The sequence below is a fragment of the Kitasatospora sp. NPDC090091 genome (assembly GCF_044747365.1).
Taxonomy (GTDB): domain Bacteria; phylum Actinomycetota; class Actinomycetes; order Streptomycetales; family Streptomycetaceae; genus Kitasatospora.
In genome coordinates, this window is record NZ_JBIVDY010000004.1 from 435570 (window position 1) to 454108 (window position 18539).

General features: G+C 75.5%; 15 protein-coding genes. 5 read left to right on the forward strand and 10 right to left on the reverse strand.

What is annotated here, in order from left to right:
* Positions 1–209: 209 nt before the first annotated feature.
* From ACIPSC_RS09730 to ACIPSC_RS09740, 3 genes are all read right to left on the reverse strand, one after another.
* The gene (locus tag ACIPSC_RS09730) at positions 210–2495 is read right to left on the reverse strand and encodes an RICIN domain-containing protein (protein ID WP_400824492.1); all 2286 of its coding nucleotides are present in this window, start codon (positions 2493–2495) and stop codon (positions 210–212) included.
* Positions 2496–3239: 744 nt separating this feature from the next.
* Entirely contained in the window at positions 3240–3662 is a 423-nt protein-coding gene (locus tag ACIPSC_RS09735; protein WP_400824493.1) for a hypothetical protein, read from the reverse strand.
* 188 nt (positions 3663–3850) lie between these two features.
* Complete coding sequence (locus ACIPSC_RS09740; RefSeq protein ID WP_400824495.1) at positions 3851–4666, reverse strand: sigma 54 modulation/S30EA ribosomal C-terminal domain-containing protein; 816 nt, start codon at positions 4664–4666, stop codon at positions 3851–3853.
* 418 nt (positions 4667–5084) lie between these two features.
* Here ACIPSC_RS09740 and ACIPSC_RS09745 point away from each other — a divergent pair, with 418 nt between their 5' ends.
* Entirely contained in the window at positions 5085–7691 is a 2607-nt protein-coding gene (locus ACIPSC_RS09745) for a cytochrome P450 (RefSeq protein WP_400824496.1), read from the forward strand.
* Positions 7692–7768: 77 nt separating this feature from the next.
* On the opposite strand, the gene ACIPSC_RS09750 is transcribed toward ACIPSC_RS09745, so the two are convergent.
* The 5 genes from ACIPSC_RS09750 to ACIPSC_RS09770 all read right to left on the reverse strand — a co-directional run bounded on the left by ACIPSC_RS09750 (position 7769) and on the right by ACIPSC_RS09770 (position 12563).
* Positions 7769–7915 carry a DUF6126 family protein gene (locus ACIPSC_RS09750; RefSeq protein WP_400824497.1) on the reverse strand — a complete coding sequence of 49 codons (147 nt, stop codon included), beginning with the start codon at positions 7913–7915 and terminating at the stop codon, positions 7769–7771.
* Positions 7916–8026: 111 nt separating this feature from the next.
* A complete protein-coding gene (locus tag ACIPSC_RS09755; RefSeq protein WP_400824498.1) occupies positions 8027–8419 on the reverse strand; it encodes an ArsR/SmtB family transcription factor in 393 nt (130 codons plus the stop codon).
* 413 nt (positions 8420–8832) lie between these two features.
* Positions 8833–9279: a hypothetical protein gene (locus tag ACIPSC_RS09760; protein ID WP_400824499.1), complete on the reverse strand. Its 447-nt coding sequence runs from the start codon at positions 9277–9279 to the stop codon at positions 8833–8835.
* Between the two features lie 403 nt (positions 9280–9682).
* Positions 9683–10837, reverse strand: coding sequence for a glycoside hydrolase family 3 N-terminal domain-containing protein (locus ACIPSC_RS09765; RefSeq protein WP_400824500.1), 1155 nt, complete (start codon positions 10835–10837; stop codon positions 9683–9685).
* Positions 10838–11030: 193 nt separating this feature from the next.
* Positions 11031–12563 carry a PLP-dependent aminotransferase family protein gene (locus ACIPSC_RS09770; protein WP_400824501.1) on the reverse strand — a complete coding sequence of 511 codons (1533 nt, stop codon included), beginning with the start codon at positions 12561–12563 and terminating at the stop codon, positions 11031–11033.
* Positions 12564–12592: 29 nt separating this feature from the next.
* Here ACIPSC_RS09770 and ACIPSC_RS09775 point away from each other — a divergent pair, with 29 nt between their 5' ends.
* Entirely contained in the window at positions 12593–13477 is an 885-nt protein-coding gene (locus ACIPSC_RS09775; protein ID WP_400824502.1) for a methyltransferase domain-containing protein, read from the forward strand.
* A gap of 48 nt (positions 13478–13525) precedes the next feature.
* Here the strand turns inward: ACIPSC_RS09775 and ACIPSC_RS09780 are convergent, their stop codons facing one another.
* The gene (locus ACIPSC_RS09780) at positions 13526–14044 is read right to left on the reverse strand and encodes a MarR family winged helix-turn-helix transcriptional regulator (protein WP_400824503.1); all 519 of its coding nucleotides are present in this window, start codon (positions 14042–14044) and stop codon (positions 13526–13528) included.
* Between the two features lie 122 nt (positions 14045–14166).
* Between ACIPSC_RS09780 and ACIPSC_RS09785 the strand changes: the two genes are divergently transcribed.
* Complete coding sequence (locus ACIPSC_RS09785) at positions 14167–15078, forward strand: EamA family transporter (RefSeq protein WP_400824504.1); 912 nt, start codon at positions 14167–14169, stop codon at positions 15076–15078.
* 71 nt (positions 15079–15149) lie between these two features.
* On the forward strand, positions 15150–15788 hold the full coding sequence (locus ACIPSC_RS09790; RefSeq protein WP_400824505.1) for an NAD(P)-dependent oxidoreductase: 639 nt from the start codon (positions 15150–15152) through the stop codon (positions 15786–15788).
* Positions 15789–15875: 87 nt separating this feature from the next.
* Here the strand turns inward: ACIPSC_RS09790 and ACIPSC_RS09795 are convergent, their stop codons facing one another.
* Positions 15876–16505 (reverse strand): dihydrofolate reductase family protein, encoded by a 630-nt coding sequence (locus ACIPSC_RS09795; RefSeq protein WP_400824506.1) that lies wholly within the window; start codon positions 16503–16505, stop codon positions 15876–15878.
* A 374-nt stretch (positions 16506–16879) separates the two neighbouring features.
* Between ACIPSC_RS09795 and ACIPSC_RS09800 the strand changes: the two genes are divergently transcribed.
* On the forward strand, positions 16880–18472 hold the full coding sequence (locus ACIPSC_RS09800) for an alpha/beta hydrolase (protein WP_400824507.1): 1593 nt from the start codon (positions 16880–16882) through the stop codon (positions 18470–18472).
* Positions 18473–18539: the final 67 nt, after the last annotated feature.

The window sequence follows — 18539 nt, forward strand, 5'->3', positions numbered from 1 at the left end:
ACGGCGACGCGGCGGTGCCGGTGGAAGCGGTGGCGGGGACCGCCGGGGGGCCGGCGGCGGGGCCGCTGGTGGTGCGTCCGGCGCTCGGCCGGAGCCTTTCAAAAGCCGAGGCCCAGGACGTGCCCGGCGGTGGCCGGGCACGTCCTGGGCCTCAGGAGCCGATCCGAACCGGGGTCGGAATCAGGACCGGCACGGGATCGGAATCAGGATCAAGAGGTCTTCTGGAGCGACCAGGACTGGTAGGCCTGGCCGTTCGGCTTCTGCAGCTCCAGCAGCCAACCGCCGTAGTACCAGCGGTTGCTGACGCCGAGCACCATGCTGGAGCCCTCGGCGGTCAGCGTGACCCCGCCGCCCGCGGAGGTGACCCGCCACTTCTGGCCGGAGACGTCGGAGCAGGGCCGCTGCGCCAGGTACTGGCCGGCCACCGGGTTGCCGCCGAGCTCCATGCACTTGTTCGAGCGGACGGACTTCATCCGGACGGTGCCGGAACCGGCGTCCTCGAAGGTCCACTTCTGGTTCGCGTAGCCGGTGCGCTGGTAGGCGATCGCCACGGTGCCGTCGTTCATCGAGCTGCCCCAGAGGTCAGCGGCCTGGCCGGTGAGACCGTTCACCATGGTGTAGCGGGTGCCGGGCTGCGGCTGGCCCGCGTCCGAGAGGGTGCGGAAGCTCGCCTCGCGGCCGGGCTTCGAGACGGCACCCGCAGCGTCGCGGACGGCGACCGCGACGGTGTAGGCGGTGTTGGGCGCGAGGCGGACCAGGCCGACCACGGTGCCGCGGACGGTGCCGACGGTCTGGCCGTTGAGCACCACGTCATAGCCGGTGGCGCCCTGGACGGCGGGCCAGCTCAGCATGGCGGAGATCTGGGTGACCTGGCTGGCCGTCACATCGGGGCTGGTGGTGGTGCCGCCGGTGGGCGAGGCGGTCGGCGAGGGCGAGCCGGTGCGGGTGGGCGTGCCGGTCGGCGACGGGGTGGTGGTGCCGGTCGGCGAGGGCGAGCGGGTCGGGGTCGGCGTGGTGGACCCGGTCGCGGTCGGGGACGGCGTCGGGGTCTGGGTGCGGGTCGGCGAGGCCGTCGCGGTGGGGCTCGGGTTCGGGTTCGGACCGGTGCCGCCGCCGGCGATCAGGAAGCGGTTGTTGGCGACGTTCCAGTGCGTGGCCAGGTAACTGCCCGGCGCGGGAGAGGTGTTGTAGTAGTCGTCGTGCCGGCAGTCCAGGCGCGAGTCACTGGCGTTGTCCGGGCAGACGGTCTTCATCGCCGGGTGGTACGGGGTGTCCGAGTAGCACATCAGGTCCCACTCGTCGACGCAGTGGCCGCCCTTGCTCGAGTTGGGCGCGCTGTTGCTCACCGCGCCCAGGTTGTGCCCGAGTTCGTGCGCGGCGGTGTGGCCGCCCCAGCAGCCGGAGTCGGTCCGCCCGTACGAGGGGCCGAAGTTGCTCAGGTTGTCCTGGCCAGGACGCTCGTCACCCGCGAAAGTGCCGATGCCGCAGTACACCTTGGCATCGGTGAACATCATGTACTTGCGGTCCTTGCGGTTGAACCCCTGCGCGGCGAGGGCCCGGTTGGTCGCGTTGAAGTCGGCGATCTCGGAGTCCGAGACCTGCACGTTCAGCACCGAGGCGGTGCAGTCGGACTCGGTGACGAAGCGCACGTGCCGGACGCCGCCGGTCTCCTGGGCGCTCGCGTTGTAGATGACGTCGACGTCCGCGGCCCACTTCTTGAACGAGGCCAGGTACTGGGCGAAGCGGTCGTTGCCGGGGGCGTGGACGTACACCGCCTGGACGCGGTTGCCGCTGCTGCCGTCACCCTCGCAGACGACCGCGGAGCCGCCGGCGGCGGGGGTGGTCTGCTGGGGCTCCGAGCCCGCGGCGGGCGCGGCGGCGGCCGCGGCGGCGGCAGTGGGCGCGTCGCCGACCACGGCCTTCTGGCCGACGTCGAGGACCTGCGCCGAGCCCTTGACCAGATCGGCGGCGGCCGGCGGCTGGGCGTCGGCGGGCGGCGTCAGGGTCGCGGGCTGGACGGCCGTCGCCGTCACCGGCGCGACGTCCTTGTGGATGTCCACGTCCTTGGGCGGGGCGTCCGGCCCGTGGCTGCACTGCTGGCCGCCCGAGACCTCCAGCGAACCGGCGCACCGGTCACCGGCGGGCAGGGTGAGACCGGCGTAGACCAGACCGCGCTCCGGCTGGTCCTTGGGTATCTCGCGGATCGGCGCGGCCTTCTGGTCCCGGTGCGGGGCCGGCGCCTGGGTGGCACCTTCGGCCGTGCCCATCTCGCCCGGCCCGCCGTCGTCGGCAACCGCCCCGGCCGCAACCGCCTCCGCCCGGTCGGCCGAACCCGCCACCGCCGCGACGTCGCCCTTGCCGGACGGCTCCAGCGCGGTCTGGATCCCCAGCACGCCGGCGACCAGGCCGGCCGCCACCGCGACAGCCACCAGTGCCGTGCGGCGTCCTGACCGGCGCCGCTTCCTGCGGCGGAGCTCCGAACTCCGGTGTCCCATACCGCTCTCCTCTCCTCGTGCGACGGCCCGTGTGCCGCGTGGGGCGTGCTGGGCCTTCCGACACTCCGGAGACCAGGAGGGGCAGGAGGGGATAACAGAAACATCTTTCGAATTTCGGGAAGAGTGGCGAGAAGCCGTACAGACGGGGGCGGTGAGTGCACGTCCGGTTCGTGCACCCGCACACTGTCGGGGCAAGTTGACGATGGGTCGGAACGAGGGGCGTCAGCGGCGGCCGGCCGTCAGGAGGGGGCGCGAGGCGCAGCGGGGTGGCACGCGGAGGCGGTGGGCGAGAGGCACCGCGTGCGGAGGCGGCTGCGCGCCGGCTCGGGCGGGTGGCCTCGGGCGGGTGGCCTCGGGGGCGAGCGCGTCCGGCCGACGTTCGCGCCGGGAGGCGGAGACGCGTCCGGGCACACGGCGGTGCCGGGGAGCGCGCTCGGGGGGTACGCGCTCCCCGGCAGGGGGTGGCGACCGCCACCCGGCCGGGCTCTCCGGGGGTTCGGAATCCGGCTGCCGTGTCCGGAATGCTAGACCCCCCGGAAGACCGTGACCAGAGTCCTGACCAGCCAATTTCCCGCCCAGGACATGCCATCCGGGCCACCGCTCGGGCCCCCTCGGCCCCACGCCGGAGCAGCCGTCACTCCGGCTCCGGCTCGCCGCCCCCCGCCCGCCGGACCGGCACGCCGACAGACACCGGCCACCTGGCCGGGGACCTCCGTGCGAACCGAAACGGCCGGATCGGGTCGGTCAGGCCGCGACGCCCAGCGGGCGCGGGCCGGACCGGCGGGCGGCCGGCGCGTGCATGGTGGTGAGGGAGGCGGCCAGCCGGGCCGGATCGCCGGCCAGCCAGAGCCGCAGTGCGGCGGACAGCGCTCCGCTGGCCGGGCCGACCCGCACCCCGCTGAGCCGGGTCACGTGGTCGCCCACCAGCGGGAGGAGGTCGGCCATCGGGGCCGGCAGCCAGAACGTCACCGCGCACGGCGCGGGACGGGCGAGCACTCGCACCAACCGAAGCGCGTGGGTGTCCCCGGTCAGCGCCGGGATCACGTCGAGCAGGCCGTCCACCGCCACCTCGGACACGTCGCTGCCGTGACTGCGCGCCAGCGCGCGCAGCAGGGCCCGCTCGGCCGCGGTGATCCGGACGGTCAGCATGACGTCCTCGCAGTCCATGGTCCCTGCTCCCGTCTTCCGCCCGGCGGTGTGCCGCGGGGCGCGCTTCGGTGGTGCTGCTTCGGTGGTGATGCGTGCTGTGGCGCGCGTGTGGTGCGCCGCGGGGGCGGCCCCCGGGTGGCGCCGCCTCGCGGACACGTACCGGCGGTGGCGCGTACCGGCGGTGGTGCGGTGCCGCTCGGCCTCCGTCAGACCTCCGGTCCGGCCGGCGCCTGCGGCCCCTCCGGTCCGGTCGGCCCCTCCGGTCGCAGCAGGCCGTAGTGCCCGTCGTAGCGGCGGTAGAGGACGCGGCCGCGGCCGCCGTCCGGGTCGGTGTGGAAGACGAACGGCCAGCAGGTGAGCCAGAGCCGACGGGCCGCCTCGGCCGGGTCGAGCCGCGGCGCGGGGTAGGGGCTCTCGGTGAGCGGGAGCTCGCTGCCCCCGAACCGGGCCGCCGAGTGCGCCCGCACCAGCCGGAGTCCGCCGTCGACCGGCGCGCGGTGGACGACGCTGTCCTGGCCGGTGAGGGCATCGACGAAGAGGTGGAACGTGTGGTCCAGGGCGAGCAGTTCGCAGACGGCCTGGTCGGGGGTGCGCAGCGCGGGCACCACCGTCTTGTGCCGGACGATCCGGCGCTCGGCGAGCGGGCGCGGGACGTACTGCGGACAGTAGGCGCTCTGGTAGGCCGCGGCGAGTCCGATGTGACCCTGCTCGCGCAGCCGCGCGGCCCGGCCGGCCAGCGTGCCGAGCGCGACGTCCACCGCCTCGCGGACGGTCGCGGCCGCCAGCTGGACCCGGACCCGCCCGACCCCGTCCAGCTCCACCGAGCCCTGCACCACGGCCGGCCGGGTCAGCGCCCGGTGCCGCAGCCGGGTGACCCGGACCCGGGCCGCGTGCGTGTCCGGGCCGAGTGCCGAGATCAGCTCCACCGCCTGGGTCCGGGCGTACTCGGCGTCCTCCCGGGGCAGCTCGCCACGGATCTCCACCCGCACGTCGAGAGCGGGCCGGTGGCGCAGACGGGTCATCAGGATCCTCCTTGGTCAGGCACCATGCTGGACCTGGAGGAGTCCTCCGGCCGAGGGCCGAAAGACCCTCTTGCCCCGGCCCGTCCGGGCCCCTCGCCCGAACCTGTTCGCCGGCCGTCCGGCCCGGCCGCACCGAGGCTGCACCGGCTCCGCGGCACCGGCCGTCACCCGGAGCGCCCGCCACCACCGGACACGGCCGCTGCTCGGCGGCGCGCCGTCCGGTGTCCGCCGATGGAGTGATCCCCCCGAGTACGGCGCAACGCCCGCCCGAACGGCGCGTTTGCTATGGCGTGCGCGCCCCCTCTGGTGGTGGCGTGCGCGGGGGTCTGCGTCTGCGCTGTCCGGCCCCCGGATTCCGCCTGTCGCGGCGGCGGCTCCGGCGGCGCCGCGCCGGTTCAATTTGGTGAGAGGCAGTGGCATGACCCTGACGACCGAGCCCCGCAGACCGGCCGTCCCGTCCAGAAGCGCACCCCGCCCGGCCCCCTCCGGCCCTCCCCCGCTCGCACCCGGCGCCGTCCCCGGCCTCGGCCACGCCCCCGCGCTGCTGCGCGACCCGCTCGGCTTCCTCAACTCGCTCGCCCGCCACGGCGGCGTGGTCCGGATCCGGCTCGGACCGCGCACCGTCTGCGTGGTCACCGACGCGCACCTCGTCCACACCCTGCTGGTCGCGCTGGCGCACGACTGCCCGCGCGGGGCCGTGCAGGACACCCTCCGGACGGCCTTCGGCGACGGCCTGCTGATGTCCGAGGGCCAGACGCACCGCGACCGCCGCCGGATCGTCCAACCCGCCTTCGGCCAGGACCGGATGGCCGACTACCTCGCGGTGATGCACCGGGTGGCCGAGGAGCGCGCCGCGAGTTGGCGGCCGGGCCAGGTGCTGGATGTCGCGAAGGAGATGAACCACCTCGCCCTCGACCTCGTCACCCGGACGCTGTTCGACGCGCGGCTGAGCGAGGAGGCCGCGCTCGCCTTCCACCGGGCGCTGCCCGACCTGGTGAAGGGCCAGATCGTGCAGTCGCTCTACCCGCACCCGGCGCTCGCGCGCCTGCCGCTGCCGGTCAACCGGCGCTTCGACGCCGCCGTCCGCGTCCTCAACCAGGTGGTCGACCGGGCGGTCAACGGCCCTGCCCGACTGAACGGTTCGGGCGGAGCGGGCAGAACGGGCGGAGCAGGCGACTCGGGCAACACCGGCGGCTGTCCGTTCGGCGGCAGGCCGGACCGGACCCTGCCCGGCCTGCTGCGCGCCGCCACGGACCCCGCCACCGGACGCCCGCTCACCGAGGCCGACGTACGCTCCGAGGCGATCACGATGTTCGGCGCGGGCACCGAGACCGTCTCCACCACGCTCACCTGGCTGATCGACGAACTGCTGCGCCACCCCCGGGTGGAGGCGCGGGTCCTGGCCGAGCTGGACGAGCACCTCCCCGCGGGCACCGTGCCCACCCCGGAGGCGCTCGCCCGGCTCACGTACACCCGCAGCGTCACCCAGGAGGTCGTCCGGCTGCACGCCCCGAACGCCTTCCTGATGCGGACCGCGCGCGTGCCGGTGGAGCTCGGCCCGTACCGGATCCCGGCCGGCACCGAGCTGCTCTACAGCCTGACCGCCGTGCACCGCGACCCGCTGCTCCACCCCGAGCCGCTGCGGTTCCACCCGGGCCGCTGGCGGTCGGACGGCGCCGCGGCAGGCGGCGGGGCGGCCGGCGGCGGCGGGCGGCAGGCGTTCCTGCCGTTCGGCGCGGGAAAGCACAAGTGCATCGGCGAGGCCTTCGCCCGGGCCGAGCTGACCGTGGCCGCCGCCGCGATCCTGCGCCGTTGGCGGCCGACGGCGGTGGCGGGCGCCCGGGCTCGCGAGGTCGTGTGGACCACCGTCCAGGCCCAGGGCCTGCGCATCCGGCTCGCCCCGCGCGCCGACCGGCCCCCGCAGGGCGCCCCGGCCCCGCGCAGCGAGGCCGGTCCGGCCAGACGCGACGCCCCGGGCACGCACGACACCCCGGGCACAGACCGTACGGCCCCCCGGGCCGCTCCCCCGGCGGTCGCCGCCCGCGGAGCACGAACCGCCACCGTCCCCCGCCCGGCCGGCCCCGCGACACCCGCCACCGGGCCCTCACCACGCGCGGCCGTCCGCCGCTCCCCCGGGGAGCTGCGCACCGCCGCCACCCGGCACGACGACTGGATGATCGGCCACGGTCTGCTCACCCCCGCCGACCTGCCGCGCTACCACGCCAACACGCTCCCGGAGCTGATCGGCCACGCCTACCCCCGCGCACGCGGCGCCGAACTGGACCTCCTGGTCGACGTCCTCGGCTGGTTCACCCTCCTCGACGACCGGTTCGACGGCCCGCCCGGCCGCCGCCCGGCCGAGGCCCGCAGCCTGATCGAGCCGCTGCTCGCCGTACCCGCAGGAGGCCGGGACCGGGCGGCCGCCCCGGACGACCCCCCGCTGCTGCGCTCCTGGCGGGAGCTGTGGCAGCGCCAGTGCGCGACGATGTCACCGGCCTGGCGCGAGCGGAGTGCCGTCGAGTGGCGGGCCTGCCTGGCGACCTTCCTCGCCGAGTCGCAGCACCGCGCCGCCCGCACCGCCCCCGACCTGCCCGAGACCATGCGGCTGCGCCGCCACGCCAGCTGCCTCTACCCGTTCATGAACATACTGGAGCGCGTCCAGGGCGCCGAGGCACCGGCCCGGATGCACGCCGATCCCGAGCTGCACACGCTGCGCGCCCACACCGCCGACGTGGCGACGCTCATCAACGACCTCTGCTCACTGGAGCGGGAGGAACGCCAGCCCGCCCCCGCCTTCAACACCGTCATCACGCTGCAACGCGTCCACGGCTGCACCCGCCCCGCGGGGATCCGGGCCGTCCGCGCCCGGATCGCCCGGCTGCGGGACGAGAGCACGGCCCTGCGCCACCGGCTGCGGCTGCGGTACCCGGCCGCCAACTGGTACCTCGACGGCACCCGGGAGCTGGTCGACGGCGTCCGCGTCTGGGCCGGCACCAGCCACCGCTACCGCCCCCGCGATCGGTGACGGGTGCCCGGTGACGGGTGCCCGGTGACTGGCGCTCGGTGACTGGCGCCGCGCGCCACGGCCTGCCGGGCCGCTGCTCAGTGCCGGTCGCCGAGCGCGAACAGCAGCAGCACGAAGCCGGCGAAGAGGTGCGTGGCGAAGATGTAGATCCCCGCGCGGATGAGCATGGCCTTGCGCCTGCGCTTCTCCTCGTTGGTGCTGTCGGAGCTGGTGGAATCGGACATCGCCAGGGTCTCCTTCGGGCGGCGGGCGGTCGGACGGCGGTCGGGTGTCGGGTGGTCAGGCCTCGGACGGTGGGGCCTCGGACGGTGGGGCGGCGCGATGCTGCGGTCGGGTCACCGTCGCGGCCCATCCGGGCCGGCGCCGCCGCCCGCCGCACCCGCGGCCGGTGCGGCGGGCCTGCCGGGCGCCTGGAGCTCCGTGAGCAGTTCGCCCTGGTCGGTGATCAGCTCGGTGAGGATGCGCCGGGCGGCGCGCAGCAGCTCGGCCACGTCCGGCGTGCTCAGCGCGTACACCACGGTGTTGCCCTCCCGGGTGGCTGTGACCAGCTGGGTCCGGCGCAGCACCGCGAGCTGCTGGGAGAGGTTGGACGGCTCGACCTCGATCGCGGCCAGCAGCTCGCGCACCGGCCGGGGCCCGTCCTGCAGCAGTTCCAGCACCCGGATCCGGACCGGGTGCCCGAGGGTGCGGAAGAACTCCGCCTTCGCCTGGTACAGCGGGACCGGCATCGTCCACTCCCTCCCTGGTGCTCGGTGGACGGGGCGGCACCGGGACCGGGTGCGCCGCGACGGGTGCACCGCCCGGGTGGCGTGCTCCTCGGCCGGCCCCCGGACGGTCCGGCCGACGGGCCGGGCCGGAGGCCGGGGAGCATCATCGCGCGCGGATGAAGACTTCTTCAAGTCGTCATCCCGCCGAGCCCCCGGACCCACCGCCCGCGGCCCGCCACTCCCCCGCCTCACACCTGCTCGGCGGGCCGGTCCGGCGGGCGGGCCGCGGTGCGCACGCGCTGCGCGCGGTCCCGCGCGGCGAGCCGCCCTACGCAAAGGGGCGCGGCCCGGGCCCCTTTCCAGGGCCCGGGCCGCGCCGCGCCGGGGAGGCGCCCGTTTCGTGCTGCGGGCGCCTCCTCAGCAGGTCATCGTCATCAGCAGGGGACGACGACGTCCACGCTCACCGGCGCCGGGTTCCACGGGAACTTCGCAACGCTGAAGCTGGCGTGAACGGTCGAGCCGCAGGGCACGGTCCCACCGACGCCCCGCACCTGCACCGTGCTGGCCGTGAACTGCGTGTAGCCGTTCACCGAGCCGAGCGAGGCGCCACCGACCACCTGGCCGGACAGCCCGGTGATCAGCTCCTGGGGCTGCGGCGCCGGGCTGCCCGGGCTCGGCGGGCCGGCGAGGCTGATCTGGCCGTAGAACTGGACCTGGTCACCGGTGATCTCGGCACAGACCTTGGTGGACAGCCCGGCCTGCAGGCCGGAGGAACCACAGGTGACGGTGGTGGCGGTGGTGGTCGCAGCACCGGCCTGGGGGGCGGCCAGCAGCGTCGCGGCGCCGGCGACGCCGGCCGCGAGCAGAGCGATTCGGTTCATCTGACTCTCCGTTCATCTTGCCAGTAATCCAAAACCTGCCACATGTGACATTGCACTTGCGGGCAGGTCTCAACCCTGGCATGCGAATCGAATGCCCGAGTGGCAATCGGATCAAGAAACCATCCGACAGACCGGAAAACGACCTTGGATGGCGCGAATGCTGCCACCCGCCCCGCCCCCATCGCGGGTCCGACGCCCCACGGCCCCCAGCCGCCCCACCAGTCTTCACCGAGGCGTCATCTCACCGGCCGGCCAACCCACTTCACCTGGCGCAACGCGGGTTCGCGCCCGCTCCGACCCTGCCTGCGGCTCCGACCCTGCTTGCGGACGCGGCCGGGCCCACCCCGCACCGGCCACAGCCGATGCCCGGCGGCCCGGCCCCGCTCCGGCAGGGCCGGACCGGTCACGGCGCCAGGGAGGAGCGGAGGTCGTCCACGCGGTGCAGGGCGGCGAGGAAGGCGGAGCGGTCGAGGCGGCCGCTGTCGAGGGCGGCGGCGAGGGCCGCGGCCGCCTCGTCGCCCTGGGTGACGTCGCGGGCGGAGCAGAGCAGGAGGTCCATCCCGGCGTCCGCGGCGGCGACGGCGCGGGCCGGGGTGTCGCCGTAGGGGGTGAGGGCGCCGGCCTCCAGGGCGTCGGTGACGGTGACGCCGGTGAAGCCCAGGCGGTCGCGGAGCTCGCCCTGGATCGCGGCGGGCGAGAGGCCGGCCGGGCGCGCCGGGTCGAGGGCGGGGTAGACGGCCCAGGAGGCCATGACGAGGCGGACACCGGCGGCCACGGCCGCCCGGTACGGCTCCTCGCCGCGGGCGCGCAGCTCGTCGAGGCCCACCGGCAGCGTGACCGGGCCTTCGTCGGTGTTCTGGTCGCGCGGGGCGGCGCCGAGTCCGGGAAAGTGCTTGGCGGTGGCGGCCACGCCGAGGCCCTGGTGAGCGGCGAGGAAGGCGGAGCCCAACACCCCGACCACGGAGGGGTCCTGGCTGTAGGAGCGCTCGCGGTGGTCGATGAAGTTGTCCGGCGTGTCGTAGACGTCGAGGACCGGCGCGAGGTTGACGTTGAGACCGGCGCCCGCGAGGTTGCGGGCGGCGCCGACGCCCGAACGGGCGGCCTCGCCGACCGGGTCGGCCGCCAGGCCCGTGCGGCGCGCGGACAGCTCGGGTGCGCCGGGCAGTCGGCGCACCCGGCCGCCCTCCTGGTCGGTCATCAGCAGCAGCGGCCGCGGCTCCGCCGCCTCGGCGGCGGCCCGGCGCAACTGCTCCACCGCGGCGCGCAGTTGGGTGGGCGAGGTGATGTTCTCGCCGAACAGGATGACGCCGGCCGCCCGGCCTTCGCGGATGGCGCGGAGCAGGGCGGGCGGCGGAGTGGGGCCGGGGTAGGAGTAGACGATCCGGCGGCCGGCGAGCCGGCTGGAGTCCTCGGACGGCACGACGGGCTTCTCCTCCGTGACGGGCGGCACGGGCCGGTGCGACCCGCGTGCGGTGCCGGCCGGGGCCGGCACCGGGCTCAGGGCGGTCAGCAGCAGTACGAGTGCCGCGACGTGTGCGGCCCGCCGAGGCGACGGCATGGTGACTCCCGGGAGGGGTGCGGGGCGGAACGGTCGAGGGGGAGAGAGTAGGCGTGAGCGTGCTGGGCCGGGGGAACGCGGGCGCGGTCGATCCGGTCGGCCAGGGTATCGGCGCCGGGACCGCCGCCGCCCGTGCGCCGCGCCGGTGCGCCTGCCGGCCACCGCCCCGCGGCCGCTTCGCCCCCCACCCGGGCTACCCGATCCGGCGAAGGAGCCGGCCCAGGATCGCGATGCCTTCCGTGATCTCCCCCGCCGAGCCGGCCGCGTAGCCGAGGACGAGACCGGGCGGGTGCGGCAGGCGGGCGTGCCAGGAGAGCGGCTGCACCTTGACGCCGTGGGCGAGCGCGGCTGTCGCGAGGTCGGTGTCGGAGCAGTCGAGGCCGGCCGGGAAGGTCACCGTCAGATGCAGCCCCGCCGCCGCACCGTGCACGACGGCACCCGGCAGGTGGGCGTCGATCGCTGCGATCATCGCGTCCCGGCGGCGCCGGTGGCGCGGGCGCGACAGGCGCAGGTGGCGCTCCAGTTCACCGGTCTCCATCAGCCGGGCGAGGACGAGTTGGGGCAGCGCGGCGTTGCCGAGATCGGCGAAGCGCTTGGCGGACAGCACGGCCTCGCGGTAGCGGGTCGGGGTGAGCAGCCAGCCGGTGCGCAGGGCGGGGGCGAGCAGCTTGGAGACGCTGCCGGTGTAGCAGACCTGTTCGGGGTGGACCGCGCGCAGCGCGGGCACGGGCGGGCGGTCGTAGCGGTGTTCCGCGTCGTAGTCGTCCTCCAGGACGAGACCGCCCTCGCCGGCCCAGCGGAGCAGTTCGCGGCGCCGCCCGCCGGCGAGCACCACGCCGGTCGGGAACTGGTGCGCGGGGGTCAGCAGAACGGCCGGGGCACCGGTGGCCCGCAGGGCGTCGACCCGGATGCCCTCCGCGTCGACCGGGACGGGTGGGGTGGCGGAGAGCCAGTGGCCGAGGTGCTGCCTGGTACCGAGCGAACCGGGGTCCTCGACGGCCACCTCGGTGATGCCGTTCCCGGAGAGGACCTGGCCGAGCAGGGTGAGGGCCTGGGCGGCCCCGGCGACGATCAGCACCTCGTCCGGGTCGGCGCGGATGCCCCGGTTGCGGGCCAGCCAGTGGGTGACGGCCCGGCGGAGTGCCGGTGTGCCGCGCGGGTCGCCGTAGCCGAACTCCTGGGCGGGGAGGTCGTCGAGGACGGCGCGCTCGGCGCGCAGCCAGGCCGCGCGGGGGAAGGCTGCGAGGTCGGGAACGCCCGGGGCGAGGTTGATCCGGGCGGCCGCGGCACGCAGCACGTCGAAGCTCTCGGGGGCGGGCGCGGTGTCGAACGGTGCGGGCGGCTCCGGGGCGGGCGGTGCGGGTGGCGGGGGCGGCGGCGCGGGGGCGGCCAGCACGACGGTGCCGCCCCTGCCCCGGCCGACGATCTGGCCCTCCTCGGTGAGCCGGCGGTAGGCGTCGGTGACGACCCCTCGGGAGACCCGCAGCTCCCCGGCGAGCAGCCGGGTGGCGGGCAGCCGGCTGCCGGCGGGGAGGCGGCCGTCCGCGATCGCGGCGCGGAGCCGGGTGGCCAGCCAGTCGGCGAGTCCGCCGGGCGGGGCGGCGGCCGGGTCGAGCTGGAGGAAGTCGGTCCCGGCGGGGGCGGGGGCGGTGGCGGTAACGGTGGCGTCGGGGGGTTCGGTGCGGCGTTTGGACCTGTCGATAGGTGCCTCATTGGACCTGTTCACCGGTCCATTGTGCGGGCCAGGGTGGGGGCATGACGACGACTACGACTTCCGCAACTTCGGCGACTTCGGCAACTTCGGCGACTTCGACCGACTACGCGACCGACTGCGCGACCGGCTACGTCCACGGCTACTCGGAGGCGGAGGCCCGACGCCTCGGCGACCAGGCGAACACCCTCGTCGAACTGCTGCACGCCGGCACGGCGTACCCACCGGGCAGCCGGGTGCTGGAGGTGGGCTGCGGCGTCGGGGCGCAGACCGTCCACCTGCTGGCCGCCAACCCGGGTGTCCACCTCACCGCGGTCGACGTCTCGGCCGACTCGCTCGCCCAGGCACGCGCCCGCGTGTCGGCGCTCGCGCCGGGCGTGCAGGTGGACTGGCACCACAGCGACCTGCACCGGCTGCCGTTCGTCGACGGCAGCTTCGACCACCTCTTCGTCTGCTTCGTGCTGGAGCACCTGGCCGACCCGCCGGCGGCCCTGGCGGCGCTGCGCCGGGTGCTGAAGCCGGGCGGCACCATCACCGTGGTCGAGGGCGACCACGGTTCGGCGTTCTTCCACCCGGAGAGCGCGGCGGCCCGGGCCGCGGTGGACCACCTGGTCCGGCTGCAGACCCTCGCAGGTGGCGACAGCCTGATCGGCCGTCGGCTCCACCCGCTGCTGACCGAGGCCGGCTTCCGGGACGTCGCCGTCCGCCCGCGCACCGTTTCCGCGGACGGGAGCCGCCCGGAGCTGGTGGAGGGGTTCACCCGGCGCACGTTCGTCGCGATGGTCGAGTCCGTCCGGGCCGAGGCACTCGCGGCCGGCCTCACCACGGCCGAGGCGTTCGACCGGGGCATCGCCGACCTGCACCGGACGGCCGAGGAGGGCGGGACGTTCCACTACACCTTCTTCAAGGCGCTGGCCGTCAGGCCCTGACCTGGCACGGTGCCCACCGGCCGCACCGGGCTCCCGCGCGGCCGGCGGTCACTCCGGGGCGGGGCCGTCGCGCCGGCTGGTGTCGCCGAGGTGGGCGAGCAGGGTGCGCAGGGCGTCCACCAGGGCCTCGGTCTGCGGCTCGTCGAGGCCGGCGAGGACACGGTGTTCGGTGGCGAGGTGGTCGGGGAGGGCCCGGTCGATCAGCGCGTGCCCCTCGGGGGTGAGGGCGACGTCGCGGCTGCGGCCGTCGGAGCCGCTGGGGGTGCGGGTGACCAGGCCGCGCGCCTCCAGCCGGTCGAGGCGCTGGCTGATCGCCCCCGAGGTGACCATCGAGGACGCCAGCAGGCCGGTGGGGGTGAGGCGGTAGGGCGGGCCGCTGCGACGCAGGGTGGCGAGCACGTCGAAGGAGGCGGCGTCGAGGTCGTGCTCGGCGAAGGTCTTCTTCAGCTCGGCGTCGACCAGACGGGTGAGCCGTTTGAGCCGTCCGATCACCTCCATCGGGGAGACGTCGAGGTCGGGGCGCTCCGCACCCCACTGCCGCACCACTCGGTCCACGTGATCTGCCACCCGCCCAGCCTAAACGATTGCTTAGCGGTGAGATACCTCACACCCCGTCAGTGCGATCGATCGCCCCAGTTGCCTTAGCGCTGAGATACATTGGCTTAGTGCTAAGGAATCGACTCGGAATCGTGCTGGTGACCGCTCTCGCCCCCGCCATCTGGGGGTCGACCTACCTCGTCACCACGGAACTGCTGCCGCCCGGCCGCCCGCTGCTCGCCGGGGTGCTCCGCGCCCTGCCCGCCGGACTGCTCCTCATCGCCGTCACCCGCCGTCTGCCGAAGGGGAGTTGGTGGTGGCGCTCGGTGGTCCTGGGCGCGCTCAACATCGGCGCCTTCTTCGCCCTCCTCTTCGTCGCCGCGTACCGCCTGCCGGGCGGCGTCGCGGCCACCGTCGGCGCCGTCCAGCCGCTGATCGCCGCCGGTCTGTCGGCCGCGCTGCTCGGCGACCGGCTCACGCTGCGCACCCTGCTCTCCGGCATCGCCGGCGTGGTGGGCGTCAGCCTGCTGGTCCTGCGGGCCAACGCACAGCTGGACGCCCTCGGCGTCGCGGCCGCACTCGGCGGCGCGGTCGTGATGGCCACCGGCGTCGTGCTCGCCAAGCGGTGGACCTCGCCGGCCCCGCTGCTCGCCACCACCGGCTGGCAGCTCACCGCGGGCGGTCTGCTGCTGGTCCCGGTGACCCTGCTGGTGGAGGGCCCGCCGCCGTCCCACCTCACCGGCTCCAACCTGCTCGGCTACGGCTACCTCGCCCTGATCGGCGCGGCCATCGCGTACGGCCTCTGGTTCCGCGGGCTCCGCGCGCTGCCGCCGACCTCGGTCACCTTCCTCGGCCTGCTCAGCCCGGTGGTGGCCACCGCCCTCGGCTGGCTGGTCCTCGGGCAGGACCTCGCTCCCGTCCAGGGGCTCGGCGCGGTGATCGTGCTCGGCTCGCTGGCCGCCGCCCAGATCCGGCGGCCGGCCGCGGCACCGACCACGGCCGGGCCGGACCCGGCCCGCCAGCCCGACCCCGAGCCGGCGACCGCTCCCGGCGCCCGGGCCTGACGCCCGGGCCTGACAGCGCACACCATCCGCACCCGGTCCTCCCGGACCGGTCGACCTTCCCGAGGATTCCCATGCGTATCACCGTGTTCGGCGCAGCCGGCAACGTCGGCAGCCGAGTGGTGGCCGAGGCGCTCACCCGCGGCCACCAGGTCACCGCCGTCCTCCGCGATCCCGCCCGGCCGCACGCCCTGCCGGCCGCCGCCGTGGTCGCCACCGGCGACGCCGCCGACGCCGAGGACGTCGCCCGGCTGAGCGCCGGTCAGGACGTCGTGATCACCGCCACCCGGCCGGCGCCCGGCAGCGAGTCCGAGCTGGCCGTCGCCACCAAGGGCCTGCTGGCCGGACTGGCCGGGACCGGCGTGCGGCTGCTCGCCGTCGGCGGCGCCGGGAGCCTGGCCCTGCCGGGCGGCACCGGGGCCACCGTCCTGGACGATCCCGAGTTCCCGCCCTCCTGGCGGCCGATCGCCCTCGCCTGCGGCGAACAGCTCGACCTGCTCCGAGCCTCCGCCGGGGTCGACTGGACCTACCTCAGCCCGGCCGCCCTGCTGGCACCGGGCGAGCGCACCGGGCGCTACCGCCTCGGGCGGGACGAACTGGTCGTCGACGCCGACGGCCGGTCGGCCATCTCCATGGAGGACCTCGCGGTCGCGCTGGTCGACGAGGCCGAGCGGCCGGCCCACCGCGGTCTGCGCTTCACCGTTGCGTACTGAGGCGCGGGCCGGGGGCGGTGGCGACGGTGGTGGCGGTGGCCGGGGCGGGGCAACGGCCGGGGCTCGGCCGGCGGCCGGTCCGGCAGGTCAGCGGCGGGCCAGGTGGACGTGGGTGACGGCCGGGGAGGCGACCATCCGGGTGACCCGGTAGCCGTCGACCGCCTCGCCCAGGTTGTCCAGCAGCCGCTCGCCCCGGCCCGCGAGCATCGGCGCCACCGCCAGGCACAGCTCGTCCACCAGCCCGGCCCGCAGGTACTGCTGGACGGTGGCCGCCCCGCCGCCCAGGCGCACGTCCCGGCCCTCGGCCGCCGCGAAGGCGCGCTCCAGCACGGTCTCGATCGGCTCGTCGGTGAAGTGGAAGGTCGTCCCGCCCTCCATCGGCAGGTCGGGCCGCAGGTGGTGGGTGAGGACGAACACGGGGTGGTGGTAGGGCGGGTTCTCGCCCCACCAGCCCCGCCAGGACTCGTCCGGCCAGGGACCGCGCTGCGGCCCGAACATGTTGCGGCCCATGATGGTCGCGCCGATGTTCTCCTCGGCCCGCGCGACCTCCTCGACGTCGAGGCCGGTGCGGCCCTCGGCGAGGTCTCGCATCGCGGCGAACATCCAGTCGTGGAGCCCGTCGACACCGTCACCGAAGGGCGCGTCCAGCCGCTGACCGGAGCCGGTCGCGAAGCCGTCCACGGTGATCGTCAGATTGTGCACCCGCAGCTTGGGCATGGCGCTCTCCTCCTCCGTTCCGGGCGGGGAGGCTCCCCCGCCGTCACCCCTACGTCGAGCGGGGAGCGGCCGGATCGACACGCCCCGGGGCCTCGGCAGTGTCGCGCCTGCTCGCCGCCCCGTCGATTCTGACCGGGCGGGCCACCGGTCCCGGCGGAACACGCCGGGAACACCCCGGACCGGGCGGACACGCCGGACCGGACGAACCCACCGACCGGGCGAACCGCCCTACCAGGTGGACCGACCGACCGGACGAACCGACCGATCAGGTGGTCCCGCCCGACCCCGCCGTTCGGGGGGTGTCGCCTGCACCACCGCAAAGACGGGTGCGCACACTATCGATCGGGCCGCTCCGGGCGGCCAGGATCATCACCGTGAACCTGAGCGCTACGAAGAACCCGACCGCTGTGACCGCGAACGCAGCCGCGCCCACCCGGCGCACCCGCCGTAGGCGGGCACCGCTCGCCGCTCTGACCACCGTGCTCCTGACCGCCGTCGGCCTGCCCGTCGTCGCCGGTGCCGGCCAGGCCTCGGCCGCCGCCACCGTGCGGGTCCCCGACCGCTACGGCCAACAGCAACTCACCTGGCAGCCCTGCGCCGAGGCGCCCGCGCTGGACTGCGCCACGATGGCCGTCCCCCGCGACTGGCACCACCCGGACGCCGGGCCCGACGTCACCGTCGCGGTCTCCCGGCACCGGGCCACCGATCCGGCGAAGCGGCGCGGCACGCTGCTGATGGCCGCGGGCGGGCCCGGCGGCGCCGGACTGCTGCGCCCGGAAGGGTTCGTGCGCGCGGCGCCGGCCGTCGGCGCGGCGTACGACGTGGTCGGCTTCGACCAGCGCGGGGTCGGCCACAGCACCCGGCCGACCTGCCAGACCCCGGAGGAGTTCCGGGACTTCCTCGCCGGGGACTTCCGCGACGACACCCCCGCCGACCGCGCCCGCGTCATCGCCGGCTCCCGCAAACTGGCGGCCGACTGCGAACGGCGCAGCGGCGGTCTGCTGCCGTACCTGACCACCGAGCAGACCGTCCGCGACCTCGACCTCTTCCGCACGCTGCTCGGCGAGCGGCGGATCAGCTACTACGGCCCCTCCTACGCCACCATGATCGGCGCCTACTACGCGACGCTCTTCCCGCAGCGGGTCGAGCGGATGGTGCTGGACAGCAACATCGGCTTCGACGGCACCTGGGAGCGCTTCGAGCTCGGGCAGCCGATGAGCTTCCAGCGCCGCTTCGAGGAGGACTTCCTCCCCTGGCTGGCCGCCCGCGACGGCACCTACCACTACGGCGCCACGGCCGCCGAGGCGAAGGCGCACTGGGAGCGCCGGCGCGCCGCCCTGCACGACACCCCGCTCACCGACGGCCCGCTCACCGTCGGCCCCAACCAGCTGGACAACGGCACCATCCAGGCCCTCTACCAGGAGAAGGACGGCTTCCCCGCGCTGGCCGCCGCCCTCGCGGCGCTCGACGACTGGCCGGCCGCAGGCGCCGCCGGCCGGCAGGCCGCGAACCAGCTGTTCGGCCGGTACCTCTCGCCGGAGTTCCTCGCCGAGTACTTCGCGGTGACCTGCACCGACACGCCGTGGACGCGCGACCTCACCACCTGGGCGAACCGCGGCGCCGAGTACACCGCCCGGTGGCCGTTGGTGGGGGCCCGGACGCTCGCCTTCTCCGCCGTCTGTGCCTCCTGGCCGGCACCGACGGCACCCCGGGTGCGGGTCACGGGCGCCGGTCTGCCGCCGACGCTGATGCTCAACTCGGTGCACGATCCGGCCACCTACTACGAGGCGGCGCTCGGCGCGCACCGGGCGCTGCGCGGATCGCGCCTGGTGACGGTCACCGGCAACGGCGACCACGGCCAGTACCCCGGCCCCGACGACTGTGTCCGCGACCTCGTCGAGTCCTACCTGCTGGCCGATCGGATACCCGCCCGGGACGTCAGCTGCGCCTCGCCGCAGGCGTCCTGATCGCCGGGCGGCCCCGGAGGGCAGGAGTCCCACCGGCCGGAAGCTCCGCCGTCGTCACCGCTGAACG